Genomic DNA, 24,384 nt, shown 5'->3' with positions numbered 1-24,384 from the left:
ATTGAATAGTTTTAAAGTTAGATTATAAATTTAACTAATATCTTCTATAAATTGGTTTGTAATATTGAAATTATTTTATCTCATACATAATCTTGCTATATTCAATTAGTTTTTATACGCTGGATATTGATTATTTAATACTATCATAATAATCAATGTTCTTGATGAGCGATAATGTAACTCATCTTATTTTCACGTACTATTATCTAAAAATATTTTAAGTTTCTCATAAACCTTAGGTAAAAATCTTACAAATTGAATAACTTAGTTTTTACGACACATATCCTATGTTTTTATGTGTAAATAATAAATATTTAAATTTTTGTGGTATAATTTTTGATACGTAACAGATTATATCACTAACCATTTCTATATAACTTCACCTACATATTTTATAGAATATGTTATTATCCTAAATTAATAATAAGGAGAATCATTGACTATCAAAAAATTACATAGCACTCTAATTGTACTTTGCTTTATTTTTTCATTTTTAAATATTAATGCACAAAATGAAAGAAGCACGTGGTACTTTGGTCAATTAGCTGGAATGAAGTTCAACAATTTTGGCATCCCTTCTAGTTTAGATGATAATACTATACCTAGAAATGTTTTTCTAGGATTTGTCGATGGCCCTAATAATCTCATCTGTGCTAATGATGATGAAGGCAATTTACTCTTTTACTCAGATGGTCGGATTTTTAAAAACAGAATGCAAGAGAATATGCTTAATTCTCCTACAGATAAATTTGCCTTCAGAGGGTCTCAAGCTGCCGTAGCTCGTGATCCTGGTAATCCTAATAGGTATTATGTATTTGTAACCACAATGGAAGGACTTAGAAATAGGCTTACTTATAATATTGTTGACATGTCATTAAACAATGGCTTGGGTGGATTGGATCCATCCATTGACCATGAGGTCTTACTTAATAACGCTGGACAGCATATGGTTACAGCTAGGCATGCAAATGGTAGAGATATATGGTTAATTGCTATGCGAGATGGTAGTTATAATGCGTATTTAATAACAGAAAACGGAATTTCTAGAACTCCTGTTCGATCTCAAGAGGGACTTAGTTTTGTTGACGGTAGTCAAACAGATTTCGGAGTCATGGAAATATCTCCAGATAACACACTAATTGCAGTAGGATTTCCACGTCTTAAAAAATTATTTATCCTCCGATTTAATGACCTCACTGGTAAATTAGATTTAGTATATGAAGAACAGGATGAGACTGGAAATTTATTCCCATATTTTGGTATTGAATTTTCACCAAATAGTAAAGTATTATACACAACATATCTTACCGAAGGTATACGACAATATGATATCGCAGATTTAAATAACATTCCCGACCCAATTAATTTAACTCCTTCACCATCCAGTGTATATCCTTATTTAAAAAGAGGTCCTGATGGCAAAATATATAGTGTTCAAAGAGGACTTCCTTTTATAGGAGCAATAAGAGACCCAAATATTATAGGATTTGATTCTGATTATAGCAGTAATGTTCTAGACTTATCTGGTGCTAACTTACTAGATTTACCTACATTTTTACTTCCTAAACGTCCTATAGGTATTTCTTTTGTTAATATTTGTGAAGGTGAGACAACTGAAATTAACTATGGTATATCTTCATCTTTTAGCCAAAATTCATATCAATGGGATTTGGGTGATGGTAATACAATAACAACAGATAGCGAAAACATACTACACACTTATTTAAATCCAGGAACATATACTGTATCTGTTAAAGTCATTGTTAATTTTTTAGATAATGAACTTATTTTTACAGACTCGAAAGAAATTACAATATTTGAAACACCAAACATTATAGAGTTAGACGATGTTTTTTTATGTTCCGAGGATACTACTGTTTTTTTAATCGATTATGATGAAGAAGTACTAAATGGTTTAGATCCAGATATTTTTAGAGTAACATATTATACTACTGAGCAAAATGCATTATTAAAAAATGATCCAATTATCGATTTAGTGCCAGACATAGGCACTGTAACGATATGGGTAAGAGTAGAAAATGCCGTAAGCCCTACTTGTTTTGATATTTCTAGTTTTAATATAACTACGCCAGAGTTTATTACTATAGACATCCCTACTGAACAATTTATATGTGATGTTAAAGATGGCCTAATCCTTAGTGCTCCAGATGGTTTTATTAGTTATGAATGGTCTACAGGAGAGACTACTCAAGATATTACGGTAATGGCTACTGGACGCTATATACTAACTGTTGTACAAGATTTTGGGACTTTTACCTGTGAAGCTCAAACTACAATATTTGTTAGCCTAGGTGATAATCCGCCTATTATTGAAGACATAAAAGTTATAGATTGGAGTCAAAACCATAATTCAATAGAGGTGATACTGGCTGAAAATGGAGACTATGAATATTCAGTAGATGGTATTAATTATCAAACATCACCAATATTTTTGGATCTCCCTATAGACGATTATAGAGTATATGTAAGAGATATAAATTGCTTAAGAGAAGTGGTTAGTGATACTCTCTTTTTATTGTATCACGATCGATTTTTTACTCCAAATGGAGATGGTGTTAATGATTATTGGCGTGTTATTAACTCTAATAGAGAAGAAAATATAGAAATATCTATCTTCGATCGTTATGGCAAACTCCTAACCACGTTCGATTTTAAAGATAGAGGTTGGGATGGGACATTTAATGGGCAACCAATGCCTACGTCTGATTATTGGTTTAGGGTTGTACGTAATAATGGCAATGTACATTATGGACATTTTACTTTAAAGCGATAAAATGCTTAATCCATTCCATCTACATAATCTTGTAAATAACTAAAACGTTTAGTCAGTTTTTTGTTTTCAGTCATTTTAGAGCGTTGTAAAATACCATCTTTATCATTATTGAAGAATGCTGGTATTACATGCTTTAAAAATGTATCTCCAAAACCTTCACTGGCATCTTTTGGTAATTCACATGGTAAATTATCTACAGCCATAACAGTTATAGCATTTTTAGCATCGAATGTTGTTTCAGACTCATTTTTAGGATCGTAACCATAAAATGGTTCTGCTATGGTTGAAGGTCTAATTGTACTTGCCACTGGGCCATCTATATCACAAGAAATATCTGCAACAAGATTAATTTTAAATTCTGGATGTTTGGCATCTTCTCTTGTAAATAAATATGGAGCTCCATCCCCATAAAAATGACCCGCTATAAAATAATCTGTCTCTTTAGCATAAGCCATAAAATTACTTTTATAACCACTAGGGTCTACATAAAACTCTTCAGTACTGCCTACTTTTCCATCTTTACGTTTTGCGTATTCCATAACATCAGCCATAACATATACAGGTTCCATAAATTGAGAGGTTAAATACAGCGCATCGCTAATTTCTTTTACACCTAGGTGATCTAAAATTTCTTTTGCTCCTTTAGCGACTTTGCCTGTACCAGTAAGTAGTATTTTTATGTTTGGTAAGGTAATCTTATCTAACTGCCGTTTTACATCATCTAAATCGGACAGTGTTTCTACTTTTGGAAGTTTAAACAGGTTATCTCTTAATCCTAATGCTCTAAAACCATTATAAGCACCAACCAAACCTGCATAACGCCCAAACCCTATAAGGCGAAATCCATTATTACCGACAATAGTTTCATGATCAAACATTTCTATGTTCTTCTCTAACATTGCTACTAATAGCTTTCTGTTATAAGGTTGCTTTTTAATAGTATGACTAAAAAAGAAATATTTTTTATTAGGTATTAAATGATCAATAGGCACTTCTTTAACTCCTATCATTACATCACAATCACTAATATCATCAGTAACTTTAAATCCTAGTTTTGCATAGGCTTCATCCGGAAACACACGGATATCTGAAGACTCTACAACAAATTCTGCATTAGGAAATTGTTCTCTAGCTTCTGCTAATTTTTGTGGTGAAAATACAACACGTCTATCTGGTGGGCTTTTGCGTTCTTTTATAATGGCGAATTTTAGGCTCATGCTAATTTGTCTAATTAGTTACTTGTTTAAAATGAATGAAAATCGTCATTATAAACTGCCAACTGAAAATTGGAATAATTTTTGTTCAAAAATACTTGGATTTAAGAGGTTGCACAACTTTTTTTGTAACTTCGCTATCCTTTTTAAATTAAAATTGGGGTCGACTGGTTTTGACAGCGAGATTAATTAAATGGTAAGCACGTCGTGTAATGGCATTGATACACGTAAAAGGCTAGACCAAATTTTAAACGGCGAGAATAACTACGCTTTAGCTGCATAATCTGAATTATAGTAAGATTGGCCTAGGCTCACAAGGTGAGCAAGCTAAATGTCTCCAGAAAGCCTTGGTTAATGGCGTTCTCCCGATAACTATCGGGATTAGAGGCATCGTAAATATTAACTAAGATTAGGTAGTGCTTTGATGCCTTTTCGAGATTAAGAAGTTAAGTTATAAGTAGGTTGTCTTTAACCAGTTTATAATCGAAAACCTAAGAATAGACTAAGCGTGTAGAAAACTCTTTAGTTACTTGTTTGGACGAGAGTTCGATTCTCTCCGACTCCACAAAAAACGCTCCGTATGGAGCGTTTTTTATTTAATATTTAACTGCTAATAGTAAAGAAAATGAAGGCACCGTTTTTAGCCTTGTATTTTAACCTAACTACTTTTTAAAGTTTTCTAAGCCTTTTTCTAACCATTTAAAATACTCATCTTCATTTGGTGTATAAGCTGTAGTATGATTTAGCAATTCCATATCATGATTTAACAACACATAATACGGTTGCGAATTGTTTTGAAAATTCATTGTCTGTAATGTCGCCCACCTATCACCTATAGTTTCAATATCTTTAACATTACCGTTCGACTTTAAAAATTGGAATTGTTGATCTTTTTGCAATTCTTTGCGATCATCAACATATAAAGATATAATCACATAATCTTCATTAAGCATATTATAAATCTTGTCTTTACTCCACACTTGTTCTTCCATCTTACGGCAATTAACACATGCCCAACCCGTAAAATCTAACATAACAGGTTTATTTTCTGCTTTTGCAGCTGCTAAACCTTCTTCTAAATCTTTATAACAATTGAGACCAAGTGGGCATTCTGAATCTTTCTCATAAACACTATAAGGCAATGGTGGTGGAAAACCACTAAGCAGAGTTAAATTGGCTTGTTTTGTATTTGTCAATCCAGGAATTAAATACACTACAAAAGCAAATACCAAAAAGATAAAGGACCATCTCCAAGGAGTAATTTTCTTTTTAGGTCCATCATGCGGAAATTTTATAATACCCAATAGATATAGCACTAAACCAATCCCTGTAACTATCCATAATCCAATAAAGACTTCACGTTTTAACAAGCCCCAATGTTCTACTAAATCTGCATTAGATAAAAATTTCAAGGCCAAAGCAATTTCAATAAACCCTAAAACTACTTTTACTGTATTTAACCAACCTCCAGATTTTGGCAATTGATTTAACCACTTAGGAAACATTGCAAATAAAGTAAACGGTAGTGCTAATGCTAAACCAAAGCCACTCATACCCATAGTTAATTGTGTTGCTCCTGCATCACTAGATAAAGAACTACCTAAAAGTGTTCCTAAAATTGGACCTGTACAAGAAAACGATACTATGGCTAATGTTAGTGCCATAAAAAAGACGCCTATAAGTCCACCAATGCTATTGGCTTTACTATCTAAAGACGCACTCCAAGATTGCGGTAATGTGAGTTCGAAATAACCAAAAAACGAAAATGCAAATGCTATAAATATGATAAAGAATATAATATTTAAAGTTACATTGGTTGAAATATTATTTAAAATCTCAGGATCTAAACTATCTAAAACATGAAACGGTAAACTCAATAAAAAGTAAATTAAAAAGATAAAGAAACCATACATAACCGAATTAGCAATACCTTTTTTAGAATCGCCTGCACTCTTTGTAAAGAAAGAAACCGTTAAAGGAATCATAGGAAACACACAAGGTGTTAATAACGCAATCAACCCACCAAGAAAACCTAAAAAGAAAATAGTGAAGTTACTTTTTTCAGCAACGTCTTCTCTTTCATATTTATCCCAGCCAGTAACATTTAAATCTAATGCATTTGATAACGCTTTACTCCTTTCGTCAATCGCTATGTTTTTTTCTTCTATTATTTCACCATTCAGTGCTGTACTTATTTCAAAGGCACTAGGTGCTAAGCAACGTTCAGAATTACAAACTTGATAATAGATTTCTGCTTTGATTATATTAAGCTCTGGATTTTTGGTTTTTATTTTTTGCTTAAAAATCGCTTCATTTTCAAAATAACTAACATTCATTTCAAAAGCAGGCTCATAAGTTTCAATCGTCTTAGATTGAGATGTTTCACCTATTAACTCATAATTATTCTCTGAATCTTTAAATGATAATTCAGTAGCAATTGGCCCTAATCCTGTTGTATCTTCTGAAAATTGAGAATAAAAATGCCAATCCTTTTCAATAGCTGCTTTATATACCAATTCATATTCTGTGTCAGAAATTTTATTTATTTCTGAAGTCCATTTTACTGGATCTAGAATTTGTGACACATTACCTTTATTAAATAAAGTCGTTGAAGATTCATCTCCTATAGGTATTGTAAATTTATTATCTGCTGGAATACATTTTTCGTCATCACAGGTCATATAATCTACAGAAACACTTATGGTTTTAAGCTCTTTATTTAGTAATCGGATGCGTTGTTTAAAATCGGCTTTATCATTAAAGAATTTAATATCTAAATCGAAAACCTTATCATGATAAGGTTCTACTTTAGGCTCACTTACATCGCCTATTAATTCATAATTACCTTCAGCAGCAGCAAACTCAAAAACTGTTGGTAATGGTCCTAAACCATCTGGTTCTTCTTGTGAGTAAAGTTTCCAGTTTTTTTCTATTGTAGCTGAAAAAACAAGCTCGTAATCTGTATCTGAAATTTTGTTAACACTAGATAACCATTTTATGGGTTCTAATATTTGAGAAAAAATTGAAGTACTAAATATTGCGAAAAGGCTAAATAGGAACAGCTTTTTTAAAGACATAGGCTTATGATTATAACACAAATGTAACTCTTGTATTTTTTATTTGCATATTACAGCTGCCTAATTTATAAAAATCTTAAGAATAAAGATTTAAGGGAATTGTATAAAAAAACCGAACACATTGTTCGGTTTTTTTATATTATGATTTTTCGGGTTGTTGAGATTCTTTGGCATGCTTCCATTTAGATATGCCTCCATCAAGCTCGTATATTTTTTCAAATCCTGCTTCCTTCATTTTCTTAACGCACTTAGAACTTCGCCCTCCAGATTTACAATACAAAACAACAGGTTTAGATTTATCGAGTTTAGTAATATCCGCTTCAAAAGTTGGAGATCTAAAATCTATATTCTGTGCATTTGGAATATGTTCTATAGCAAATTCTTCAGCTGAACGCACATCTACGAGTTGTACATCTTCTAGTTCTAATATAGATTGCATTTCTTCAGCACTAACCAATTTTACTTCAGCTTTAGTATCTTTTGCATCAATACAACTACTAAAAAATAAAACCAATAAAAAACTAAATCCTGTAAGTAACTTTCTCATACCTATAATTTATTATATTGAACTCACTTCTCCTTGCCATTCATTAAAACCTCCAAGTAAGTTATACGCATTTTTAATACCTATTTGGTTCATTACGGAGCAAGCTTTTGCACTTCTAGCTCCCGATCTACAATAGACATAGTAATTTTTAGATTTATCTAGATTCTCTATAGCATTTATAAAATTTTGTCCTTGATAAATATCTATATTAATTGCTTTTGGTATAAACCCTAAATCAACTTCTTCCTCTGTTCTAACATCTAAAATCACTGAATTATTGTCTTCAGTGAGTTGTTTTGTCCAATCTTCTTGGTTTAAATCCATCATTTAAGTAAAATAATTAAACAAAATTAACAATTACTTATGAAATAGACGTAAAAAAACCCGAAGTGTTACACCTCAGGTTCAATATTTAACGTTTAAATGCTTAAAGTCTATTTCACTTTTATTGAGCAACCTATAGCTCTAGTTTCTTTTTGTTCTACTTCTTTACCACTTAATAACGCATCTACAGCATTTTCAACATACTTTGTTTTTACGGCCGCTGCATCCTTATAATTATCATCGATTGCCCCAATATATTTTACTTCGTTTCCTTTTCTCGTTTTTTCTAAAACATATACATGTGGAGTTTTAGTAGCACCATACTGCGGATATATCTTTTGACCTTTATCCATTAAATACGGAAATGTAAATCCTTTTGCCTTGGCTCTTGCTTGCATAGCTTTCATATTATCACCTGGCATTACGTCCGTATCATTTGGCATAATAGCTATTACTGGATAGTCTTTAGACGCATATTTTTTATCTAAAGCTACTATTCTATCTTCATAAGCTACAGCATAAGGGCAAGTATTACATGTAAATACAACAATAAATCCTTTTGCTTGCTCATAATCTGATAAGGATACCATTTTACCATCAATATTCTCTAATTTAAAGTCAGTAGCAATATCTCCTACTGAATAGCCTTCATCTTCTGTTGACATTGTAAAAGCAGATAATGTAACCATACATATAACTACTGCAATCATTTTTAGTGTTTTCATAATTTCTAATTATCTATTTAGTTTAAAAAGTTTTTAAGTTCGGCTTCTAAGTTCTCCATGGTAAATGAACCTTCATAAAATTTACGCTTACCATTTTTATATATTAAAGTAGCTGGTATAGCACCAGACCAATCTTTGTCAATTGCCGGTATCCATGTGTTTTGATCTATATCATCAAAACAAATAACCTTTGAGTTGAGTTGCTCTTTTTTTAAAAAAGGTTTCAATTTAGTATCGTATTGTCTCGGAAAATCTAGACTAACTAATAATACTTCTACATTTTTATCTGCATAATTTCTGTTTACCGTTTCAAAATACGGAAGTTCTTTTACACATGGCGCACACCAAGTTGCCCAAAAGTTAACAACATGAATCTTATCATCTTCTTGATTTAAAAAAGGTTTCAAACCCTCAAAATCATAAATCTCTAAATCCGTTTCTATAGATTCTATCGGCTCAATTTCTTCTACAGGTTGAACTTCATTTGAATTTTTACAACCGAACACAACAAGTATTATAATAACTAAGAATTGCTTCATTCTATAAAATTAGGAATGTGAATGTTAAAGATTAAATATTTAACATAAAATTAATTCGCTAAGTATGTTAAATAATAGTACATTTGTATATACAATTGTTGTATATGAAAGAGTTACAAGAAATATTTAAAACTACAGTTCAAATGCCTGATTCTAGGGCTGCTGTAATTAATATATTTCACTCTAACATTTATGTTAAAGATCAATTGTTAGCTCAATTAAAACCTTACGACTTATCTCTAGAACAGTTTAATGTTTTAAGAATTTTACGAGGTCAAAAAGGAAAATCTATTAACTTGCAAGATATTCAACAGCGCATGGTAAATAAAATGAGTAATACCACGCGATTAGTAGACAAACTTTTAAAAAAGAATTTTGTAGAACGTCACTTAAGTCAACAAAACAGACGTAAAGTAGATATTTCTATTACTAAATTAGGTTTAAAAATTTTAAAAGGTTTAGACCCTTTAATTTTATCCGTTGAAAACTCAATCACTGAAAACCTATCCTCTGATGAGTTAAAACAATTAAATATTTTATTACTAAAACTGAAATCATAAAATTATGAAAATTAAAAATTTAAAAATTGCAATTATAGCTATACTTGCTGTATCTCTAATGTCCTTCACTGCTGTGAAAGAAAAAATGGTAAACGTTAATGAAAGTACTATTACTTGGATAGGAAAAAAAGTAACGGGAGGGCAACACCAAGGTACTATTGCGCTTAAAAGTGGTATGCTTAAATTTGATGACAACACGTTAACCGGTGGAGCATTTGTTATGGATATGGCCAGTATTAACAATACTGATCTACAAGGTGGCGGAAAATCTAAATTAGAAGGTCATTTAAAATCTGAAGATTTCTTTGGTGTTGAAAAACACCCAACTGCAACTCTAAATATTACTAAGACTGAAAAACAAGATGGAAATATGTATGCTGTAACTGGTAATTTATCTATTAAAGGCATTACAAATCCTATAACCTTTAATATGAATGTTGAAGAACATACAGCATCTGCTTCTGTAAAGGTAGATCGTACTAAATACGATATTAAATACGGATCGTCAAGTTTCTTTGATGGACTTAAGAATAAAGCAATCAATGATGATTTTGATCTAAATGTAACTTTAAAGTTTTAGGACTTCAAATGGTTAATAGCAACATTTAGACATAGGATTCCCGTAATAACCCTCAAAGTAGTTTGACCGGGAATCTTTTTTATTTAATAGTTTGATATAAAAATTATCATTTCTATATTTGTCTCGCTAAAAAAATTAATAATGCAAACAACTAAAACATGGTGGTGGAAATTAACTAACGAAACGTTCGTGAAATAGTCCATTGTGTTTATTTAAAATATAAAAAGGCTTGTCATTCACGACAGGTCTTTTTTAGTTTAAATAAAAAAACGTCACACAGAGTGTCGTCTCTGTGTTTCGAATAAACAAATCAAAAAATACTGAAATAAACTCAGCATAAATGAAAATATTTAATCTATATACGCACTATAAAAAGATATTAGCGGATACTATTACTCCTGTAAGTATCTATCTTAAAATAAGAGATAAATTTCCTAATAGTATCTTATTAGAAAGTGGTGACTACCATAGAAATCACAAGAATTTTTCATATATCTGTTGTAATCCTATTGCCTCTATTAAGGTCGAAAATGAAGTAATTACACAAATTTTCCCAGATGGCAGCACTACTAAAACACCAATAACAGATGATGTTAGTGTGGTTGAAGAGATTTATAATTTCACAAAACGATTCAACACCAATTCTGAAGACGATTTCAAATTCATAAACAACGGTATTTTTGGTTATACGGCTTACGATGCTGTAAGATATTTTGAAGACGTAGAGATATCTAAAAAAGAAGATTCAATCAAAATTCCAGATATCTACTATGCGGTATATCAAAATATTATTGCTATCAATCATTTTAAGAATGAAGCGTATATTTTCGCACATTGCCCAGATGATATAGACAGTAATATTGACGACATCGATGAACTTATAAATGTTCAAAATTTTGCATCTTTCAATTTCAATAGTAAAGAAGATATTACATCTAATTTAACAGATAATGAATTTTTGCAACATGTAGATTTGGCCAAAAAGCATTCTGCAAGAGGAGATGTATTTCAGTTGGTATTATCAAGGCGTTTTTCGCAAGAATTCACTGGAGATGATTTTAATGTCTATCGTGCTTTAAGAAGTATAAACCCTTCGCCTTACTTATTCTATTTTGACTATGGAAATTTCAAAATTTTTGGTAGTTCACCAGAGGCGCAATTAATAGTTACTGATGGTTTAGCTGAAATTCACCCCATCGCAGGAACATTCAAAAGAACTGGTGATGATACTAAAGATGCCGAACTCGCCGAACAATTAATCAATGACGAAAAAGAAAATGCAGAGCATGTAATGCTCGTTGATTTAGCACGCAACGATCTAAGTAGGAATGGAAATAATGTAAATGTTGAAACTTATAGAGAAGTTCAGTTTTTTTCTCATGTCATTCACTTAGTAAGTAAGGTTACCGGTAATAAACATAATTCTGCCTCAACAATGCAGGTTGTAGCAGATACATTTCCTGCTGGCACATTAAGTGGGGCACCAAAACATAGAGCCATGCAATTGATAGAACAGTACGAAAAAACAAGTCGAGGCTATTATGGTGGAGCCATAGGCTTTATGGATTTTGATGGAAACTTTAATCATGCCATTATGATTAGAACATTTTTAAGCAAAGATTATAAACTCAACTGGCAAGCTGGAGCTGGTATTGTTGCCAAATCTAAACCTGAAAATGAGTTACAAGAAGTATATAATAAATTAGGAGCATTAACAAAAGCCATTAAAATGGCAGAAGATATATAAAAAGTGAGAAGTGAGAAGTGAGAAGTGAGAAGTGAGAAGTGAGAAGTGAGAAGATAATTAAAAAAGTGAAATTCCGACAAAGTCGGAAACATCAAAATTCAGAAATAATGAACAAAGAAATGAAGATGCGAAGCAAAGCTTCATGCACGCAATTTCGAGAGTGAATGTTACTTTAGTAATTTCCTAATTTTGATTGTGATTTTTTGATTCGTTTTGTATCAAGACAAAATGAATAAAATTAAAAAAAAGGTTGAATTTAAAGACACCCGTTTTTTCGGGCATAAAATGAAAAAAGTATTAGTCATAGACAATTATGATAGCTTTACCTATAATTTGGTACACTATCTAGAAGATTTAGATTGTGAGGTCACCGTAAAACGTAACGACAAACTCGCTATAGAAGAAGTTGATGCATTTCACAAAATTGTATTATCACCTGGTCCAGGAATTCCAGATGAAGCAGGCTTACTCAAAGCGATTATAACAGAATATGCGCCTACTAAAAGTATCTTAGGAGTTTGTTTAGGTCAACAAGCTATCGGAGAAGTTTTTGGTGGCACATTAGAAAATTTAGATACAGTTTATCATGGTGTTGCAACCAAAGTAACACTAAGTGTCAACGACGAAAGTTTATTTAATGGACTAGATCAAACTTTTGAAGTAGGAAGATATCATTCTTGGGTAGTAAATACAGATTTACCAGAGGCATTAGAGGCTACATCCTATGATGAAAATGGACAAGTAATGTCTTTACGCCATAGAGTTTATGATGTTAAAGGAGTTCAGTACCATCCTGAATCTGTATTAACACCAAATGGAAAACAGATACTAAAAAATTGGATTGAAAATTAGACTGTCATTCCTGTGCAGACAGGAATCTATTAAAAATGAATTAATATTAAAAAGATTACCGCTTTCGCGGAAATAAGATGAAGCAAATACTTAATAGACTTATTAATCACGAAACCATTTCTACTGAAGAGGCTAAGCAAGTTATTGTTAATATATCTAATGATATGTACAATTCAAGTGAGATTGCATGCTTTTTATCAGTATATATGATGCGTAGCATTACTATTGAAGAACTACAAGGCTTTAGAGATGCGCTTTTAGAACTATGTATTCGTGTAAATCTTAGTGATTATAATGCCATAGATATTGTAGGTACAGGCGGAGATGGCAAAAATACTTTTAATATATCTACCTTATCTTCTTTTATAACTGCAGGCGCAGGTGTACATGTAACAAAACATGGAAATTATGGAGTATCTTCAACTTCTGGGTCATCTAATGTTATGGAATATCTCGGTGTTAAGTTTTCAAATAATGAAGACTTCTTGAAACGCTGTTTGGACCATGCTGGAATATGTATCTTACATGCCCCACTATTCCATCCTGCAATGAAAAATGTAGCACCTATTCGTAAAGCATTAGGAGTCAAAACATTTTTTAATATGCTAGGACCTATGGTAAATCCATCATTTCCTAAACACCAATTATTAGGAGTATATAGCTTGGAAATATTACGACTATATAGCTTTTTATATCAAAAGACAAATAAAAATTACAATATCATTTTTGCTTTAGATGGTTATGACGAAATTTCTTTAACCGGAAAGGCTAAACTAATTTCAAATCATTCTGAAACCATATTCTCACCTGAAGATTTAGGCTTAGACACTATTAATCAGTCAGATATTTTTGGAGGAGATACTATAAAAGATGCTGCAAATTTATTTATGGATATTATCAGCGGAAACGGCACAGAGGCACAAAATAATGTAGTTTGTGCTAATGCTGGTTTAGCCATAGCTACTGCCAAACAAATCTCACATAAAGAAGGTTTTGAATTGGCTAAAGAGTCGTTATTAGGAGGGAAAGCAAAAGAGAGTTTAAGTAAACTTATTGAATTGAGTAAATGAACATTTTAGATAAAATAGTAATCGACAAGCGAAGGGAAGTAGATTTACGCAAATCTCTTATCCCAATTCGTCAATTGGAATCCTCAGTTCTTTTTGAAAGAAACACTAACTCGCTTGCTCAAAATTTAACAGCTAGCAAGTCTGGCATTATTGCAGAACACAAGAGACGATCACCTTCAAAATCTGTGATTAATCAAAATTTAAATGTTCAAGATGTTGCAAAAGGCTATGAAGATGCAGGAGTTTGTGGGATGTCTGTATTAACAGATGGTAAGTATTTTGGTGGTTCTTTAGACGATCTATTAGTTGCTAGAGCAAGTTGTAATCTTCCGCTATTAAGAAAGGAATTTGTAATTAATGAATATCAAATTATTGAAGCCAAAGCCTATGGTGCTGATGTGATTTTATTAATTGCAGCTATTTTGAGTAGAGATGAGATTAAACAATTTTCAGAATTGGCAAAAAGTCTAAAGCTAGATGTTTTGTTAGAAGTCCATAATGAAGAAGAGTTACATAAATCTATTATGCCTTCTATAGATATGTTAGGTGTTAATAATAGAAATCTTAAAACTTTTGAAGTTAGTTTAGATATATCAAAACAATTGAGTCAACTTATACCAAACGACTTTGTAAAAGTTTCGGAAAGTGGAATAAGCTCAGTTGAAGCCATTAAACAATTACAACCTTATGACTATAAAGGTTTTTTAATAGGTGAAAATTTTATGAAAACAAATAATCCTGGAGCTAGTGCAACAACATTTATAGAAAAATTAACTGAAAAAAACATAATCTAAAATAGATTCTTGCCTTCGCAGGAATGACAAAAACAAGAAGCGTGGTGAGATTCCCGCTTTCGCGAGAATAAAATGAAACTAAAAGTCTGTGGCATGAAATCTAATACGTCTGAAGTTGCAAAAGTGCAACCAGATTATCTTGGGTTTATTTTTTATAATAATTCACCTAGAGATTTTGATGATAACATTCCAAAGCTACCAAATGGCATTAAAAAAACTGGCGTTTTTGTTGATGAAAAAGTAGAGGTTATTGTAGCTAAAATTGAAAAATACAATCTAGATGCTATTCAGTTACATGGTCATGAATCACCTGAAATGTGTAGATTATTAAGATCTACTCAGAAAGAAATTATTAAAGTCTTTTCTATAAAAGATGAGTTTGATTTTTCTGTCCTTAATGATTATGAAGACGTATGTGATTACTTCTTATTTGACACTAAAGGAAAATCACCAGGAGGCAATGGTTATACTTTTAATTGGGATGTATTAAAAGATTATCCATCTACAAAACCTTACTTTTTAAGCGGAGGTATTGGGTTAAATTCAATAGAAAAAATCAAAGCGTTTAAAGAAAGTACAGCATCAAAATACTGTTACGCCATAGATGTCAATAGCAAATTTGAAATTGAACCTGGACTAAAAAATATTGAAGAATTAGAAAAATTTAAAAAGAGTTTAAATAGAACTTGAAGTTCCGACAACGTCGGAATCATCAAAATTCAGAAATAATGAACGAAAGAACGAAGATGCGAGGCGCAGCCTCAAGCACGAAGTTCTGAAAGTGAATGATGCTTTAGCAATTTCCTAATTTTGATCGTGATTTTTTGGTTCGTTTTGTATCAAGACAAAATGAACAGAATAAATTAATAATGAGATCCTGAAAACAAGTTCAGGATGACAAAGGATTATGAAAAAAACGTATAACATTAATGAAAAAGGCTATTACGGCGAATTTGGTGGAGCATTTATTCCAGAGATGCTTTATCCAAATGTAGAAGAACTACGCCAAAATTACCTAAAAATAATGGCAGAACCTTCATTTAAAGAAGAGTTCCACCAACTCTTAAAAGACTATGTCGGACGCCCTTCACCACTCTATTTCGCCAAACGTCTTTCAGAAAAATATAACACAAAGGTTTATCTAAAACGAGAAGATCTTAATCATACAGGTGCCCATAAAGTCAATAATACTATTGGTCAAATTTTAATGGCTAAACGTTTGGGTAAAAACCGAATTATTGCCGAAACTGGTGCTGGTCAACATGGTGTAGCCACAGCAACTGTTTGTGCACTTATGGGGATTGAATGCATTGTTTATATGGGTGAAATTGATATTGCTAGACAAGCACCAAATGTTGCGCGCATGAAAATGTTAGGCGCAGAAGTTAGACCTGCTTTATCTGGTAGTCGAACATTAAAAGATGCTACAAATGAGGCCATACGCGATTGGATTAACAATCCTGTAGACACCCATTACATCATTGGCTCTGCAATTGGACCTCATCCCTATCCAGATATGGTAACTAAATTTCAATCTATTATTTCGGAAGAAATCAAATGGCAATTAAAAGAAAAAGAAGGTAAAGAAAATCCTGATTATGTAGTGGCATGTATTGGTGGTGGCAGCAATGCCGCAGGAACCTATTATCATTTTTTAGATAATGAAGCTGTTGGTATCATAGCTGTTGAAGCTGCAGGAAAAGGTGTTCATTCTGGTGAAAGTGCTGCAACTTCAGCACTCGGAAAAGAAGGCATTATCCATGGTTGCAAAACACTTTTAATGCAAACTACAGATGGGCAGATTACAGAGCCTTATTCTATCTCTGCTGGTTTAGATTATCCTGGTGTTGGACCTTTACATTCTCATTTATATAAGTCTGGTCGCGGTGAGTTTTATTCAGCCACTGATGATGAGGCTATGACTGCAGGATTAGAATTATGCCAACTTGAAGGCATTATTCCAGCTATTGAAAGTTCGCATGCTTTAGCCATTTTTGAGCACAAAACCTTTAAACCAGATGATGTGGTTGTAATCAGTTTATCTGGTCGTGGCGATAAAGATTTACAGAACTATATTGATTATTTCAAGCTTTAACAGATTAGAGATATGAGATAAGAGACAGCAGAGTACGTAATTATTGCACTATTAATCTCTTATCTTATTTCTTAAATCTCATTTCTAAATACTATGAACAGAATAAATCAAAAACTAAAAGAAGATAAAAAACTTCTATCCATATACTTTACCGCTGGATATCCAAACATAGACGACACAGCAATTATTATTCAAAATCTAGAAAAAAGTGGTGTTGATATGATTGAGATAGGATTACCATTTAGTGATCCTTTAGCCGATGGACCAACCATACAAGCGAGTTCTACACAAGCGCTTAAAAACGGTATGACAAGTGAGGTTTTATTTGATCAAATCAAAGACATTCGTCAATTCGTTTCTATTCCATTGATAATCATGGGTTATTTTAATCCAATGTTGCAATATGGTATTGAAGCCTTTTGTAAAAAATGTCAAGAGATTGGTATAGACGGATTAATTATACCCGATTTGCCAGTTGATGTGTATCATAGTGAATATAAAGCAACGTTTGAAAAGTATGAGTTAATCAATGTGTTTTTAATAACACCTCAAACCTCAGATGAGCGTATTCACTTTATCGATTCTGTTTCTGATGGGTTTATCTATATGGTAAGTTCTGCAAGTACTACAGGCGCAAAAGTGGGGTTTGGTAATACACAAACCGAATATTTTGAACGTATCGCTAATATGAATCTTAAGAATCCGCAAATTGTTGGTTTCGGAATTTCAAATAATGAGACCTTTACGCAAGCAACAAAGTATGCCAAAGGTGCCATAATAGGAAGTGCTTTTGTAAAGCATGTGACCCAGAATGGCATTGATACTATTGACACTTTTGTAAATAATATTAAAAATTAAATGAAAAATCTTCAATTTAGAACAGCAACTTTAGAAGATTTACCTGTTTTATATCAATTTGAACAAGGTATAATCACAGCTGAGCGTCCTTTTGATCCAACGCTAAAGCCAGATCCAATTAATTATTACGATCTTAAAGAACTTGTTTTATCAGGCAAAGCTGAAGTTATTGTTGCTATTATTGATAATGACATTGTAGCTTCTGGTTACGCAAAAATACTTCAAGGCGAACCCTTTCATAAACATAATGATTATGCATACTTAGGGTTTATGTTTGTAAAACCTGAACACCGCGGGAAAGGTATTATTCAAGGTATTGTTGATGAATTAAAACTTTGGACAAAAGCAAATCATTTATCTGAAATACGATTAGAAGTCTATGACGATAATGATGCCGCTATTAGAGCTTATGAAAAATCAAATTTTAAAAAACATATGATTGAAATGCGTATGCTTATTGAATAATTACAATGAAAAAAGATGGACAAGTTGTTTTATTTCTATTTATATATCTGCATATATTTACGATTCTATATGCTTCAATTTTCCATGAAATCTCAGTCGAAGCATATTTTTTCTTATTAATTTTATTTATGACAATCAATATACCTTCTCTATTTTCTGTATTAATATTATTAGCTTTCGAAAGATTAAAAAAAAGAATCATTTCAGAATACATCTATATAATTATTTCTATAACAATTACTTCAGTTATATTATTAAACTGGAATAGATGGAATGAAGGAACTAAAAATGTTTTTCCAATTTTTGAAGAATCATCATTAGTTTTATTTTCTATATGTGTTGTGTCTCATTTAATACCTTTAATTATTGTTAAACTAACTAAAAACAGATTCCTGCCTTCGCAGGAATAAATAAAATGCCACTTAACATTGTCCTTATAGAACCCGAAATCCCAAATAATACTGGTAATATTGGCCGTTTAGCTTTAGCATCTGGTTCTAATTTACATTTGGTAAAACCTTTTGGTTTTAATATTGATGATAAACGCCTTAAACGTGCTGGATTAGATTATTGGCAACATCTAAATGTTACTTATTATGATAACGTTGATGATTTCTTTAAAATTAATAAAGACAAGAAAATGGTCTTTTTATCTAGTCATGGTGCACAGTCGCATTGGGATATAAATTATACAGAAGATTTATTCCTGGTTTTTGGCAAAGAATCTGTTGGACTCTCAAAAGATATTACCGAAAGACACCTTAAAAGTCTTTTTAAAATCCCTATGTATAGTGATAAAATTAGAAGCCTCAATCTAGCTAACGCTGTGAGTATTGTTGTTTACGAAGGTTTAAATCGTCTCAAATAATATATATTAATATTATGAAATATCTTGTTTTACTTCTTTTTATAATTAATAGTTCTTGTCATTCACAAATAGAAATTGATAATATTACAGACATACCCCAAGTTACTCAAGCCGATAAAACATTAGCAAATGTGTATAAACCTCTAGATGGGACTTGGAAAGGTGTTTTTTTAGTAAAACAAGATGATAGCCTTGTTAAAAAACCTAAAAACCTTCAAGATAAAGCTGTAATGCTTAAGTTTATTAATGCTGCTAAAACGGTAAATACTATAAACGTTACACAAGTATATACGTCTGAAAGTCCTTATTTTCAAAAAGTTTCTATTACCGATTTTTATCCAGATACTGGTAAAACAGAACAAAGTAAAGGCGTTAATAAAATACAAGATGGTAAGATGTGGTGTGTAGTCCACAAGCCTAGTGATACCGTTATACACGAAGGAAGCACACCAAACCTAGAAACCATTATTTGGCAAAGTAATAAACCAAAACGTATAGAATATTTTTACGAAACTGTAACCAAAGATTATTACGAAATCATTGGTTATGGATATTACAATGATGACGATACTTCTCTAAGTCCTAAGCTTTGGTTTTATGGAAAATATGAGCGTCAGTAGTTTTTTGATAATTCCTATTAAATCAACAGGGTTCAATGAATAATGAACATTTGGGTTTATATAAACTATAAAACCTAAAATGACAATTCTAAATAAAGTCTACATTAATTTTTGTCATATTTCCGTAACTTCTGTCACTAAACCGTTAAAGAGACAAAATAAGTACGTGCAAGACTTAAATTTCGGACACCTTCTCAAGGCTAACAAAGAAACAATCTATCGCATCTGTAGAATATACGCTGTATCACCTATAGAGCCACAAGATTTGTTTCAAGAAGTAACATATCAAATTTGGAAGTCCTTAAAAAGCTTCAAAGGAAAATCTAATATCAATACTTGGATATATCGTATTGCGCTAAATGTATGTATGAGCTCTAAGTTGAAACTAGAAAAAAAGCGAGAAAAAACGGTTCGTTTTGATGCCATTCAATTTAAAGCAAGTAATGATTCCTTAAATGAAGAAGATGAAAAATACAAATTCTTAAAGGAATGTATTACTACATTAAATGAAAGCGACACGTCTATTATTGTACTATACCTTGAAGAATTATCTTATAAACAAATTGCGGAAATCACAGGTTTAACTGAAAATCATATTGCCGTTAAGATGAAACGCATTCGAAAAAAATTATTCGATTGTATTAATCCTAAATTAAGTTGATATGGAAGAACAAGAATTAAAAAATATATGGAAACGCTCTTCTAATAAAGAAGACATAACAATTAATAATAATCAACTTATAGTGAATTTTAAATCTAAAATGGAACGTCGCGAAAGCATTGTACGTCGTAGAGATCGTAGAGAAGCTATTGGCGCTGTATTTGGTGTTAGTTACTTTCTTTATTTTATTATTAAAGCCCCTCTAACCATATCAAGCATTGGTGCAGCTTTAATGATACTTTCTATGATACATGTGCTATACCAGCTATATCGCAATAGAAAAAGTAGATTTACACAAAACCTCTTTTTACCTTTAAAACAACAACTACAGCAACAACGTACTTTTATGCTACGTCAAGCAAAGTTATTAAACTCTGGTGTCCTAATCATGTTTCTGCCTATTTTTATAAGTTCCTGCATTTTTACATGGGGAAACTATGCATTACACAACCTTAATCATGAATTATCAGATGACATTTTAACTACGAAGTTGCCCGCAAAACTTATTGCAACGCTCTTTATGGTTGGAGTTGGTATTTATTTAATCCGACAAAACAAACGTGCCGCTAAAGTGAATTGGGAACCACTTATTAAGGATATAGATCTCATTATTGAAAATTTAGATAAAGAAAAATAACTACAGCTGTCATATTTTCTAAACGCTTGTCACTAAATAATTAGAAACTAGAAAACAAGCGTTATTATGTCTAAAGAAAAAACACATTTCATCTTACGAATTATAGGGGTAATCATTATGCTTATTGCATTTATAGTAATCCCTGATGCTAAACCTTGGTATTACGAAGTTTTACTATTTGATTTTGGATTGATACTTACTCTAATTCCAAAATTTCCTAAGATTAGAAAAAGATTTTCAAAAACTAATAGTGCAAATCTGTAATTCTACAGCACACTTTTTAACATACACTATAAAAATTACGATACAATGAAAAATTCAAACACTATTAAAAAAATAGGATATGCATTAATGATAATAGCCAGTATTATGACACTATTAAGAATTATGGATATACTACCAAGAGATTATTATACCACTCACGATTTGCGAAATTACATCTTTTTAGCTGGTGCTTTATTAGTCGTTATTCCTCAATTCTATATAAAATTCAAACAAAAAAGAGCCACTGTAATCGTTTTAACTCTCTTTTCCTCAGCAACTATTTTTGCTCAAGATTATTCTAAACAAATTGATGCTTTTGCAAAAAGTTTTGCAGATAAAACTACTGAAGCCATACAACCTTATATGAGTTCTAAGTTGCAATTTGGTCAAATTCCTATTGCTAATACAGTTCCTATTATGGGTAATATTGTCAAAAATTTACCCAAACTAAATAGTATATCTATTATTGAAAGCGAACAGGGTAAAGCAAAAGTGGCTTACGATTTTGTAGGTTTTAAAAATGAATCGTTTATTCATTTTGATGACAAAGGAAAAATGACCAAGATTCAATTGGTAGAAGATTTAATAAATCAAGAAGCTGAAGCGCGTAGACAACAACAGAACAGTGTACAGCTACCAACACCTGGAGAACTAGGCAAAAAACACATTTCTATTAAAGTTGAATTCTTAGCTCCCGATGGACTAACCGTTAGTGGTAATCTTTATGAGGTTGATAAAAACAAGCCTATTATATTACTAATGCATCAAGCAGGTTATAACCGTATGGAATATGCAGATATAGCGCCAAAGCTTAACGAAATGGGATACAATTGTCTCGCTGTAGATTTGCGCTCTGGTGGTCCTTTTGCAGGGAAACCGAATAACACCAATACACGTGCTACAGAAAAAGGTTTGAAGCCAGAAATGATAGATGCACAACAAGACATTGCTGCAGCTATTGATTTTTTATATAAAAAATACAATCAAAACGTGATTGTTTGGGGAAGCTCATTCTCATCAAGTTTAGCACTTTTAGAAGGCGTAAATAACTCTAAAGTAAAAGGAATTATTTCATTTAGTCCTGGTGATTATTTTAGTGATGCTGCACCATCACTAGCAACTGTATTTTCAAAGATTGATAAACCTTATTTAGTAACCTCTTCTAAAGCAGAAGCAGAAACTTTAAAAGCTCTAATTAATGATTCAAAACTAAAAGAAAATCAATCACAATTTATTCCAACATCTAATGGGTTTCACGGTTCACGTGCGCTTTGGGAAGGGCAAGAAGGTGCTGAAGACTATTGGAATGCGGTGACAGATTTTTTGTTTAAGATAGAATAATCATCTTTTCTTCTCTAACATCTCTAGATACATATTTTCAACTTTAGTGCGAGCCCAAGGCGTACGTCGTAAAAATTTTAAAATCGATTTTACAGAAGGATTGTCAGTAAAACAACGAATATTAATCATATAGCCCATATATTCCCAACCATAATGTGCTTGTAAATCTGTAACAATCTGTTCCAGTTTTACACCATGAAGTGGATTATTTGGCTGCTCAGACATTAATTTCTTTTATCGTTATTACGGCGTCTATTGCGGTTTTTATTACGATTAGAATTCTTTGATTTTACTGATTTATTTGAGTTAGAATTTCTACCTCGATTTCTATTTGCATTTTGACCTTGCTTAATAGGTTCTGTAGATGCATTAGGATCGGGTTCAAAACCTTCAACTATTTCTACAGGAATCTTCGTATCTATTAATTTCTGAATATCTCTTAAATAAGTTGTTTCATCAGCACTTACTAAAGAAATGGCTTCACCACTCGCTCCTGCCCTACCTGTTCTACCTATACGATGCACATAATCTTCAGAAATATTAGGTAGCTCAAAATTAATAACGTGTGGTAATAACGGGATATCTAAACCTCTTGCTGCAATATCTGTAGCAACTAATACTCTAATTTTACTACTCTTAAAACCTGCTAAAGCTTTTGTTCTCGCTCCTTGACTTTTATTACCGTGTATTGCAGCTGCAGAAATTCCAGCTTTTTTCATTTTTTCACAGAGTCTGTTAGCGCCGTGTTTTGTTCTTGTAAACACTAAAACTTGTTTCCAATTGCCATCGGAAATCAATTTAATGATTAGTCCTGTTTTTTTGCTTTTAGCAACACGATATACTTTTTGTTCAATAACCTCAACAGCAGTATTTTCTGGTGTAGCTTCAACTTGTACTGGATTGTTTAAAATAGAATAGGCTAACTTCTTAATCTCTTTAGAGAATGTTGCCGAAAACATAAGGTTTTGTCGCTTCTCGGGCATTAATTTCATCACACGCTCTATATCACGCAAAAACCCCATATCGAGCATACGATCGGCTTCATCCAACACAAATACTTCTATGCGCTTTAATGAGAGTGCGCCTTGGCTTTGTAAATCTATTAAACGCCCAGGTGTAGCTACTAAAATATCAATACCTTGTCTAATTGTAGCTATTTGTGGTTTTTGATTAACTCCACCAAAAATAACAGCGCTTCTTAAATTTAAAAATTCAGAATATTCTTTAACATTAGCATAGACCTGTGCTGCTAATTCACGCGTTGGCGTTAGAATTAACGCTCGGATGGGTCTAAATTTTTGTTTAGGATTTTCTGATAGGTAATGTAATAGTGGTAAGGTAAAACCTGCTGTTTTTCCGGTTCCCGTTTGGGCAGATGCTAAAACATCTTTTCCTTCTAAAACAGGTGGAATGGCTTTTGCCTGAATTGGCGAAGGTGTTTCGTACCCTTTTTTAGAGATTGCTCTCAATAAGGGTTCTGATAACCCTAAAGATTTAAATGACATACATCGTTTTAGTTAAGATGGATATCGTTACAAATCACACCTCCATTGGTTTTGAGCAAAGTTACTGTTAATTTTCATCAAAGTTTAGAGATTAAATGTATTTAGAAGCAACATCTATCTTATATCATAAAAAAAAGGCGAACTTCGTTAATCACATAGCGACTATATGCTAAAATTTGAATTAGGAATTATAGTTCTAACGCTACTTCAATAATAAGAGCATATATGGAAATGATTCAAAAAGCTA

Annotated in this window: 26 protein-coding genes and 1 other RNA gene; 19 read left to right on the top strand and 8 right to left on the bottom strand. The window is 31.9% G+C overall.

Annotated features, from left to right (window positions below; translation table 11 throughout):
• Positions 1-550 precede the first annotated feature (550 nt).
• On the top strand, positions 551-2,794 hold the full coding sequence (locus K8Z87_RS05715; RefSeq protein ID WP_227476529.1) for a T9SS type B sorting domain-containing protein: 2,244 nt from the start codon (positions 551-553) through the stop codon (positions 2,792-2,794).
• 5 nt (positions 2,795-2,799) lie between these two features.
• On the opposite strand, the gene K8Z87_RS05710 is transcribed toward K8Z87_RS05715, so the two are convergent.
• The gene (locus tag K8Z87_RS05710) at positions 2,800-4,011 is read right to left on the bottom strand and encodes an NAD(P)-dependent oxidoreductase (protein WP_227476528.1); all 1,212 of its coding nucleotides are present in this window, start codon (positions 4,009-4,011) and stop codon (positions 2,800-2,802) included.
• Positions 4,012-4,167: 156 nt separating this feature from the next.
• Here K8Z87_RS05710 and ssrA point away from each other — a divergent pair.
• Positions 4,168-4,576: a transfer-messenger RNA gene (gene ssrA / locus K8Z87_RS05705) on the top strand.
• A gap of 94 nt (positions 4,577-4,670) precedes the next feature.
• Here the strand turns inward: ssrA and K8Z87_RS05700 are convergent.
• The 5 genes from K8Z87_RS05700 to K8Z87_RS05680 all read right to left on the bottom strand — a co-directional run bounded on the left by K8Z87_RS05700 (position 4,671) and on the right by K8Z87_RS05680 (position 9,220).
• Positions 4,671-7,085 carry a protein-disulfide reductase DsbD family protein gene (locus tag K8Z87_RS05700; RefSeq protein ID WP_227476527.1) on the bottom strand — a complete coding sequence of 805 codons (2,415 nt, stop codon included), beginning with the start codon at positions 7,083-7,085 and terminating at the stop codon, positions 4,671-4,673.
• Between the two features lie 139 nt (positions 7,086-7,224).
• A complete protein-coding gene (locus tag K8Z87_RS05695) occupies positions 7,225-7,632 on the bottom strand; it encodes a rhodanese-like domain-containing protein (protein ID WP_227476526.1) in 408 nt (135 codons plus the stop codon).
• A 12-nt stretch (positions 7,633-7,644) separates the two neighbouring features.
• Positions 7,645-7,956: a rhodanese-like domain-containing protein gene (locus K8Z87_RS05690; protein WP_227476585.1), complete on the bottom strand. Its 312-nt coding sequence runs from the start codon at positions 7,954-7,956 to the stop codon at positions 7,645-7,647.
• A 110-nt stretch (positions 7,957-8,066) separates the two neighbouring features.
• Positions 8,067-8,681 (bottom strand): thioredoxin family protein, encoded by a 615-nt coding sequence (locus K8Z87_RS05685; RefSeq protein ID WP_227476525.1) that lies wholly within the window; start codon positions 8,679-8,681, stop codon positions 8,067-8,069.
• 17 nt (positions 8,682-8,698) lie between these two features.
• A complete protein-coding gene (locus K8Z87_RS05680) occupies positions 8,699-9,220 on the bottom strand; it encodes a TlpA family protein disulfide reductase (protein ID WP_227476524.1) in 522 nt (173 codons plus the stop codon).
• Positions 9,221-9,324: 104 nt separating this feature from the next.
• Between K8Z87_RS05680 and K8Z87_RS05675 the strand changes: the two genes are divergently transcribed.
• The 17 genes from K8Z87_RS05675 (at position 9,325) to K8Z87_RS05595 (ending at position 22,632) form a co-directional block, all read left to right on the top strand.
• On the top strand, positions 9,325-9,780 hold the full coding sequence (locus tag K8Z87_RS05675; RefSeq protein WP_227476523.1) for a MarR family winged helix-turn-helix transcriptional regulator: 456 nt from the start codon (positions 9,325-9,327) through the stop codon (positions 9,778-9,780).
• Positions 9,781-9,784: 4 nt separating this feature from the next.
• Positions 9,785-10,360 (top strand): YceI family protein, encoded by a 576-nt coding sequence (locus tag K8Z87_RS05670; protein WP_227476522.1) that lies wholly within the window; start codon positions 9,785-9,787, stop codon positions 10,358-10,360.
• 340 nt (positions 10,361-10,700) lie between these two features.
• Positions 10,701-12,107, top strand: a complete 1,407-nt coding sequence (locus K8Z87_RS05665) for an anthranilate synthase component I family protein (protein WP_227476521.1) — start codon at positions 10,701-10,703, stop codon at positions 12,105-12,107.
• A gap of 285 nt (positions 12,108-12,392) precedes the next feature.
• Entirely contained in the window at positions 12,393-12,959 is a 567-nt protein-coding gene (locus K8Z87_RS05660; RefSeq protein ID WP_227476520.1) for an anthranilate synthase component II, read from the top strand.
• 77 nt (positions 12,960-13,036) lie between these two features.
• On the top strand, positions 13,037-14,029 hold the full coding sequence (trpD, locus tag K8Z87_RS05655) for an anthranilate phosphoribosyltransferase (RefSeq protein ID WP_227476519.1): 993 nt from the start codon (positions 13,037-13,039) through the stop codon (positions 14,027-14,029).
• Complete coding sequence (trpC, locus tag K8Z87_RS05650; RefSeq protein ID WP_227476518.1) at positions 14,026-14,823, top strand: indole-3-glycerol phosphate synthase TrpC; 798 nt, start codon at positions 14,026-14,028, stop codon at positions 14,821-14,823. Before trpD ends, trpC begins: the two co-directional genes overlap by 4 nt.
• Before the next feature lie 72 nt (positions 14,824-14,895).
• Entirely contained in the window at positions 14,896-15,513 is a 618-nt protein-coding gene (locus tag K8Z87_RS05645) for a phosphoribosylanthranilate isomerase (RefSeq protein ID WP_227476517.1), read from the top strand.
• Positions 15,514-15,730: 217 nt separating this feature from the next.
• On the top strand, positions 15,731-16,918 hold the full coding sequence (trpB, locus tag K8Z87_RS05640) for a tryptophan synthase subunit beta (protein ID WP_227476516.1): 1,188 nt from the start codon (positions 15,731-15,733) through the stop codon (positions 16,916-16,918).
• 93 nt (positions 16,919-17,011) lie between these two features.
• Positions 17,012-17,776 (top strand): tryptophan synthase subunit alpha, encoded by a 765-nt coding sequence (gene trpA, locus K8Z87_RS05635; protein WP_227476515.1) that lies wholly within the window; start codon positions 17,012-17,014, stop codon positions 17,774-17,776.
• Positions 17,777-18,241 (top strand): GNAT family N-acetyltransferase, encoded by a 465-nt coding sequence (locus K8Z87_RS05630; protein ID WP_227476514.1) that lies wholly within the window; start codon positions 17,777-17,779, stop codon positions 18,239-18,241. It begins immediately after the preceding gene.
• Between the two features lie 128 nt (positions 18,242-18,369).
• On the top strand, positions 18,370-18,651 hold the full coding sequence (locus tag K8Z87_RS05625) for a hypothetical protein (protein ID WP_227476513.1): 282 nt from the start codon (positions 18,370-18,372) through the stop codon (positions 18,649-18,651).
• A 5-nt stretch (positions 18,652-18,656) separates the two neighbouring features.
• On the top strand, positions 18,657-19,109 hold the full coding sequence (locus K8Z87_RS05620) for a tRNA (cytidine(34)-2'-O)-methyltransferase (RefSeq protein ID WP_227476512.1): 453 nt from the start codon (positions 18,657-18,659) through the stop codon (positions 19,107-19,109).
• Between the two features lie 14 nt (positions 19,110-19,123).
• Entirely contained in the window at positions 19,124-19,729 is a 606-nt protein-coding gene (locus tag K8Z87_RS05615; RefSeq protein ID WP_227476511.1) for a hypothetical protein, read from the top strand.
• A gap of 166 nt (positions 19,730-19,895) precedes the next feature.
• Entirely contained in the window at positions 19,896-20,390 is a 495-nt protein-coding gene (locus K8Z87_RS05610) for an RNA polymerase sigma factor (RefSeq protein ID WP_227476510.1), read from the top strand.
• Between the two features lies 1 nt (position 20,391).
• On the top strand, positions 20,392-21,027 hold the full coding sequence (locus K8Z87_RS05605) for a hypothetical protein (protein ID WP_227476509.1): 636 nt from the start codon (positions 20,392-20,394) through the stop codon (positions 21,025-21,027).
• 66 nt (positions 21,028-21,093) lie between these two features.
• Positions 21,094-21,291, top strand: a complete 198-nt coding sequence (locus tag K8Z87_RS05600; RefSeq protein ID WP_227476508.1) for a hypothetical protein — start codon at positions 21,094-21,096, stop codon at positions 21,289-21,291.
• A gap of 45 nt (positions 21,292-21,336) precedes the next feature.
• Positions 21,337-22,632 (top strand): dienelactone hydrolase family protein, encoded by a 1,296-nt coding sequence (locus K8Z87_RS05595; protein WP_227476507.1) that lies wholly within the window; start codon positions 21,337-21,339, stop codon positions 22,630-22,632.
• Here K8Z87_RS05595 and K8Z87_RS05590 read toward each other — a convergent pair whose 3' ends face one another.
• Positions 22,633-22,857, bottom strand: a complete 225-nt coding sequence (locus K8Z87_RS05590) for a VF530 family protein (RefSeq protein WP_227476506.1) — start codon at positions 22,855-22,857, stop codon at positions 22,633-22,635.
• The gene (locus K8Z87_RS05585) at positions 22,857-24,137 is read right to left on the bottom strand and encodes a DEAD/DEAH box helicase (protein ID WP_227476505.1); all 1,281 of its coding nucleotides are present in this window, start codon (positions 24,135-24,137) and stop codon (positions 22,857-22,859) included. Before K8Z87_RS05585 ends, K8Z87_RS05590 begins: the two co-directional genes overlap by 1 nt.
• Between the last annotated feature and the right edge of the window lie 247 nt (positions 24,138-24,384).

The organism is Winogradskyella immobilis, assembly GCF_021887715.1.
GTDB lineage: Bacteria > Bacteroidota > Bacteroidia > Flavobacteriales > Flavobacteriaceae > Winogradskyella > Winogradskyella immobilis.
The sequence above is the reverse complement of the archived record's forward strand: the minus strand, read 5'-3'. Positions and strand labels throughout refer to the sequence as shown.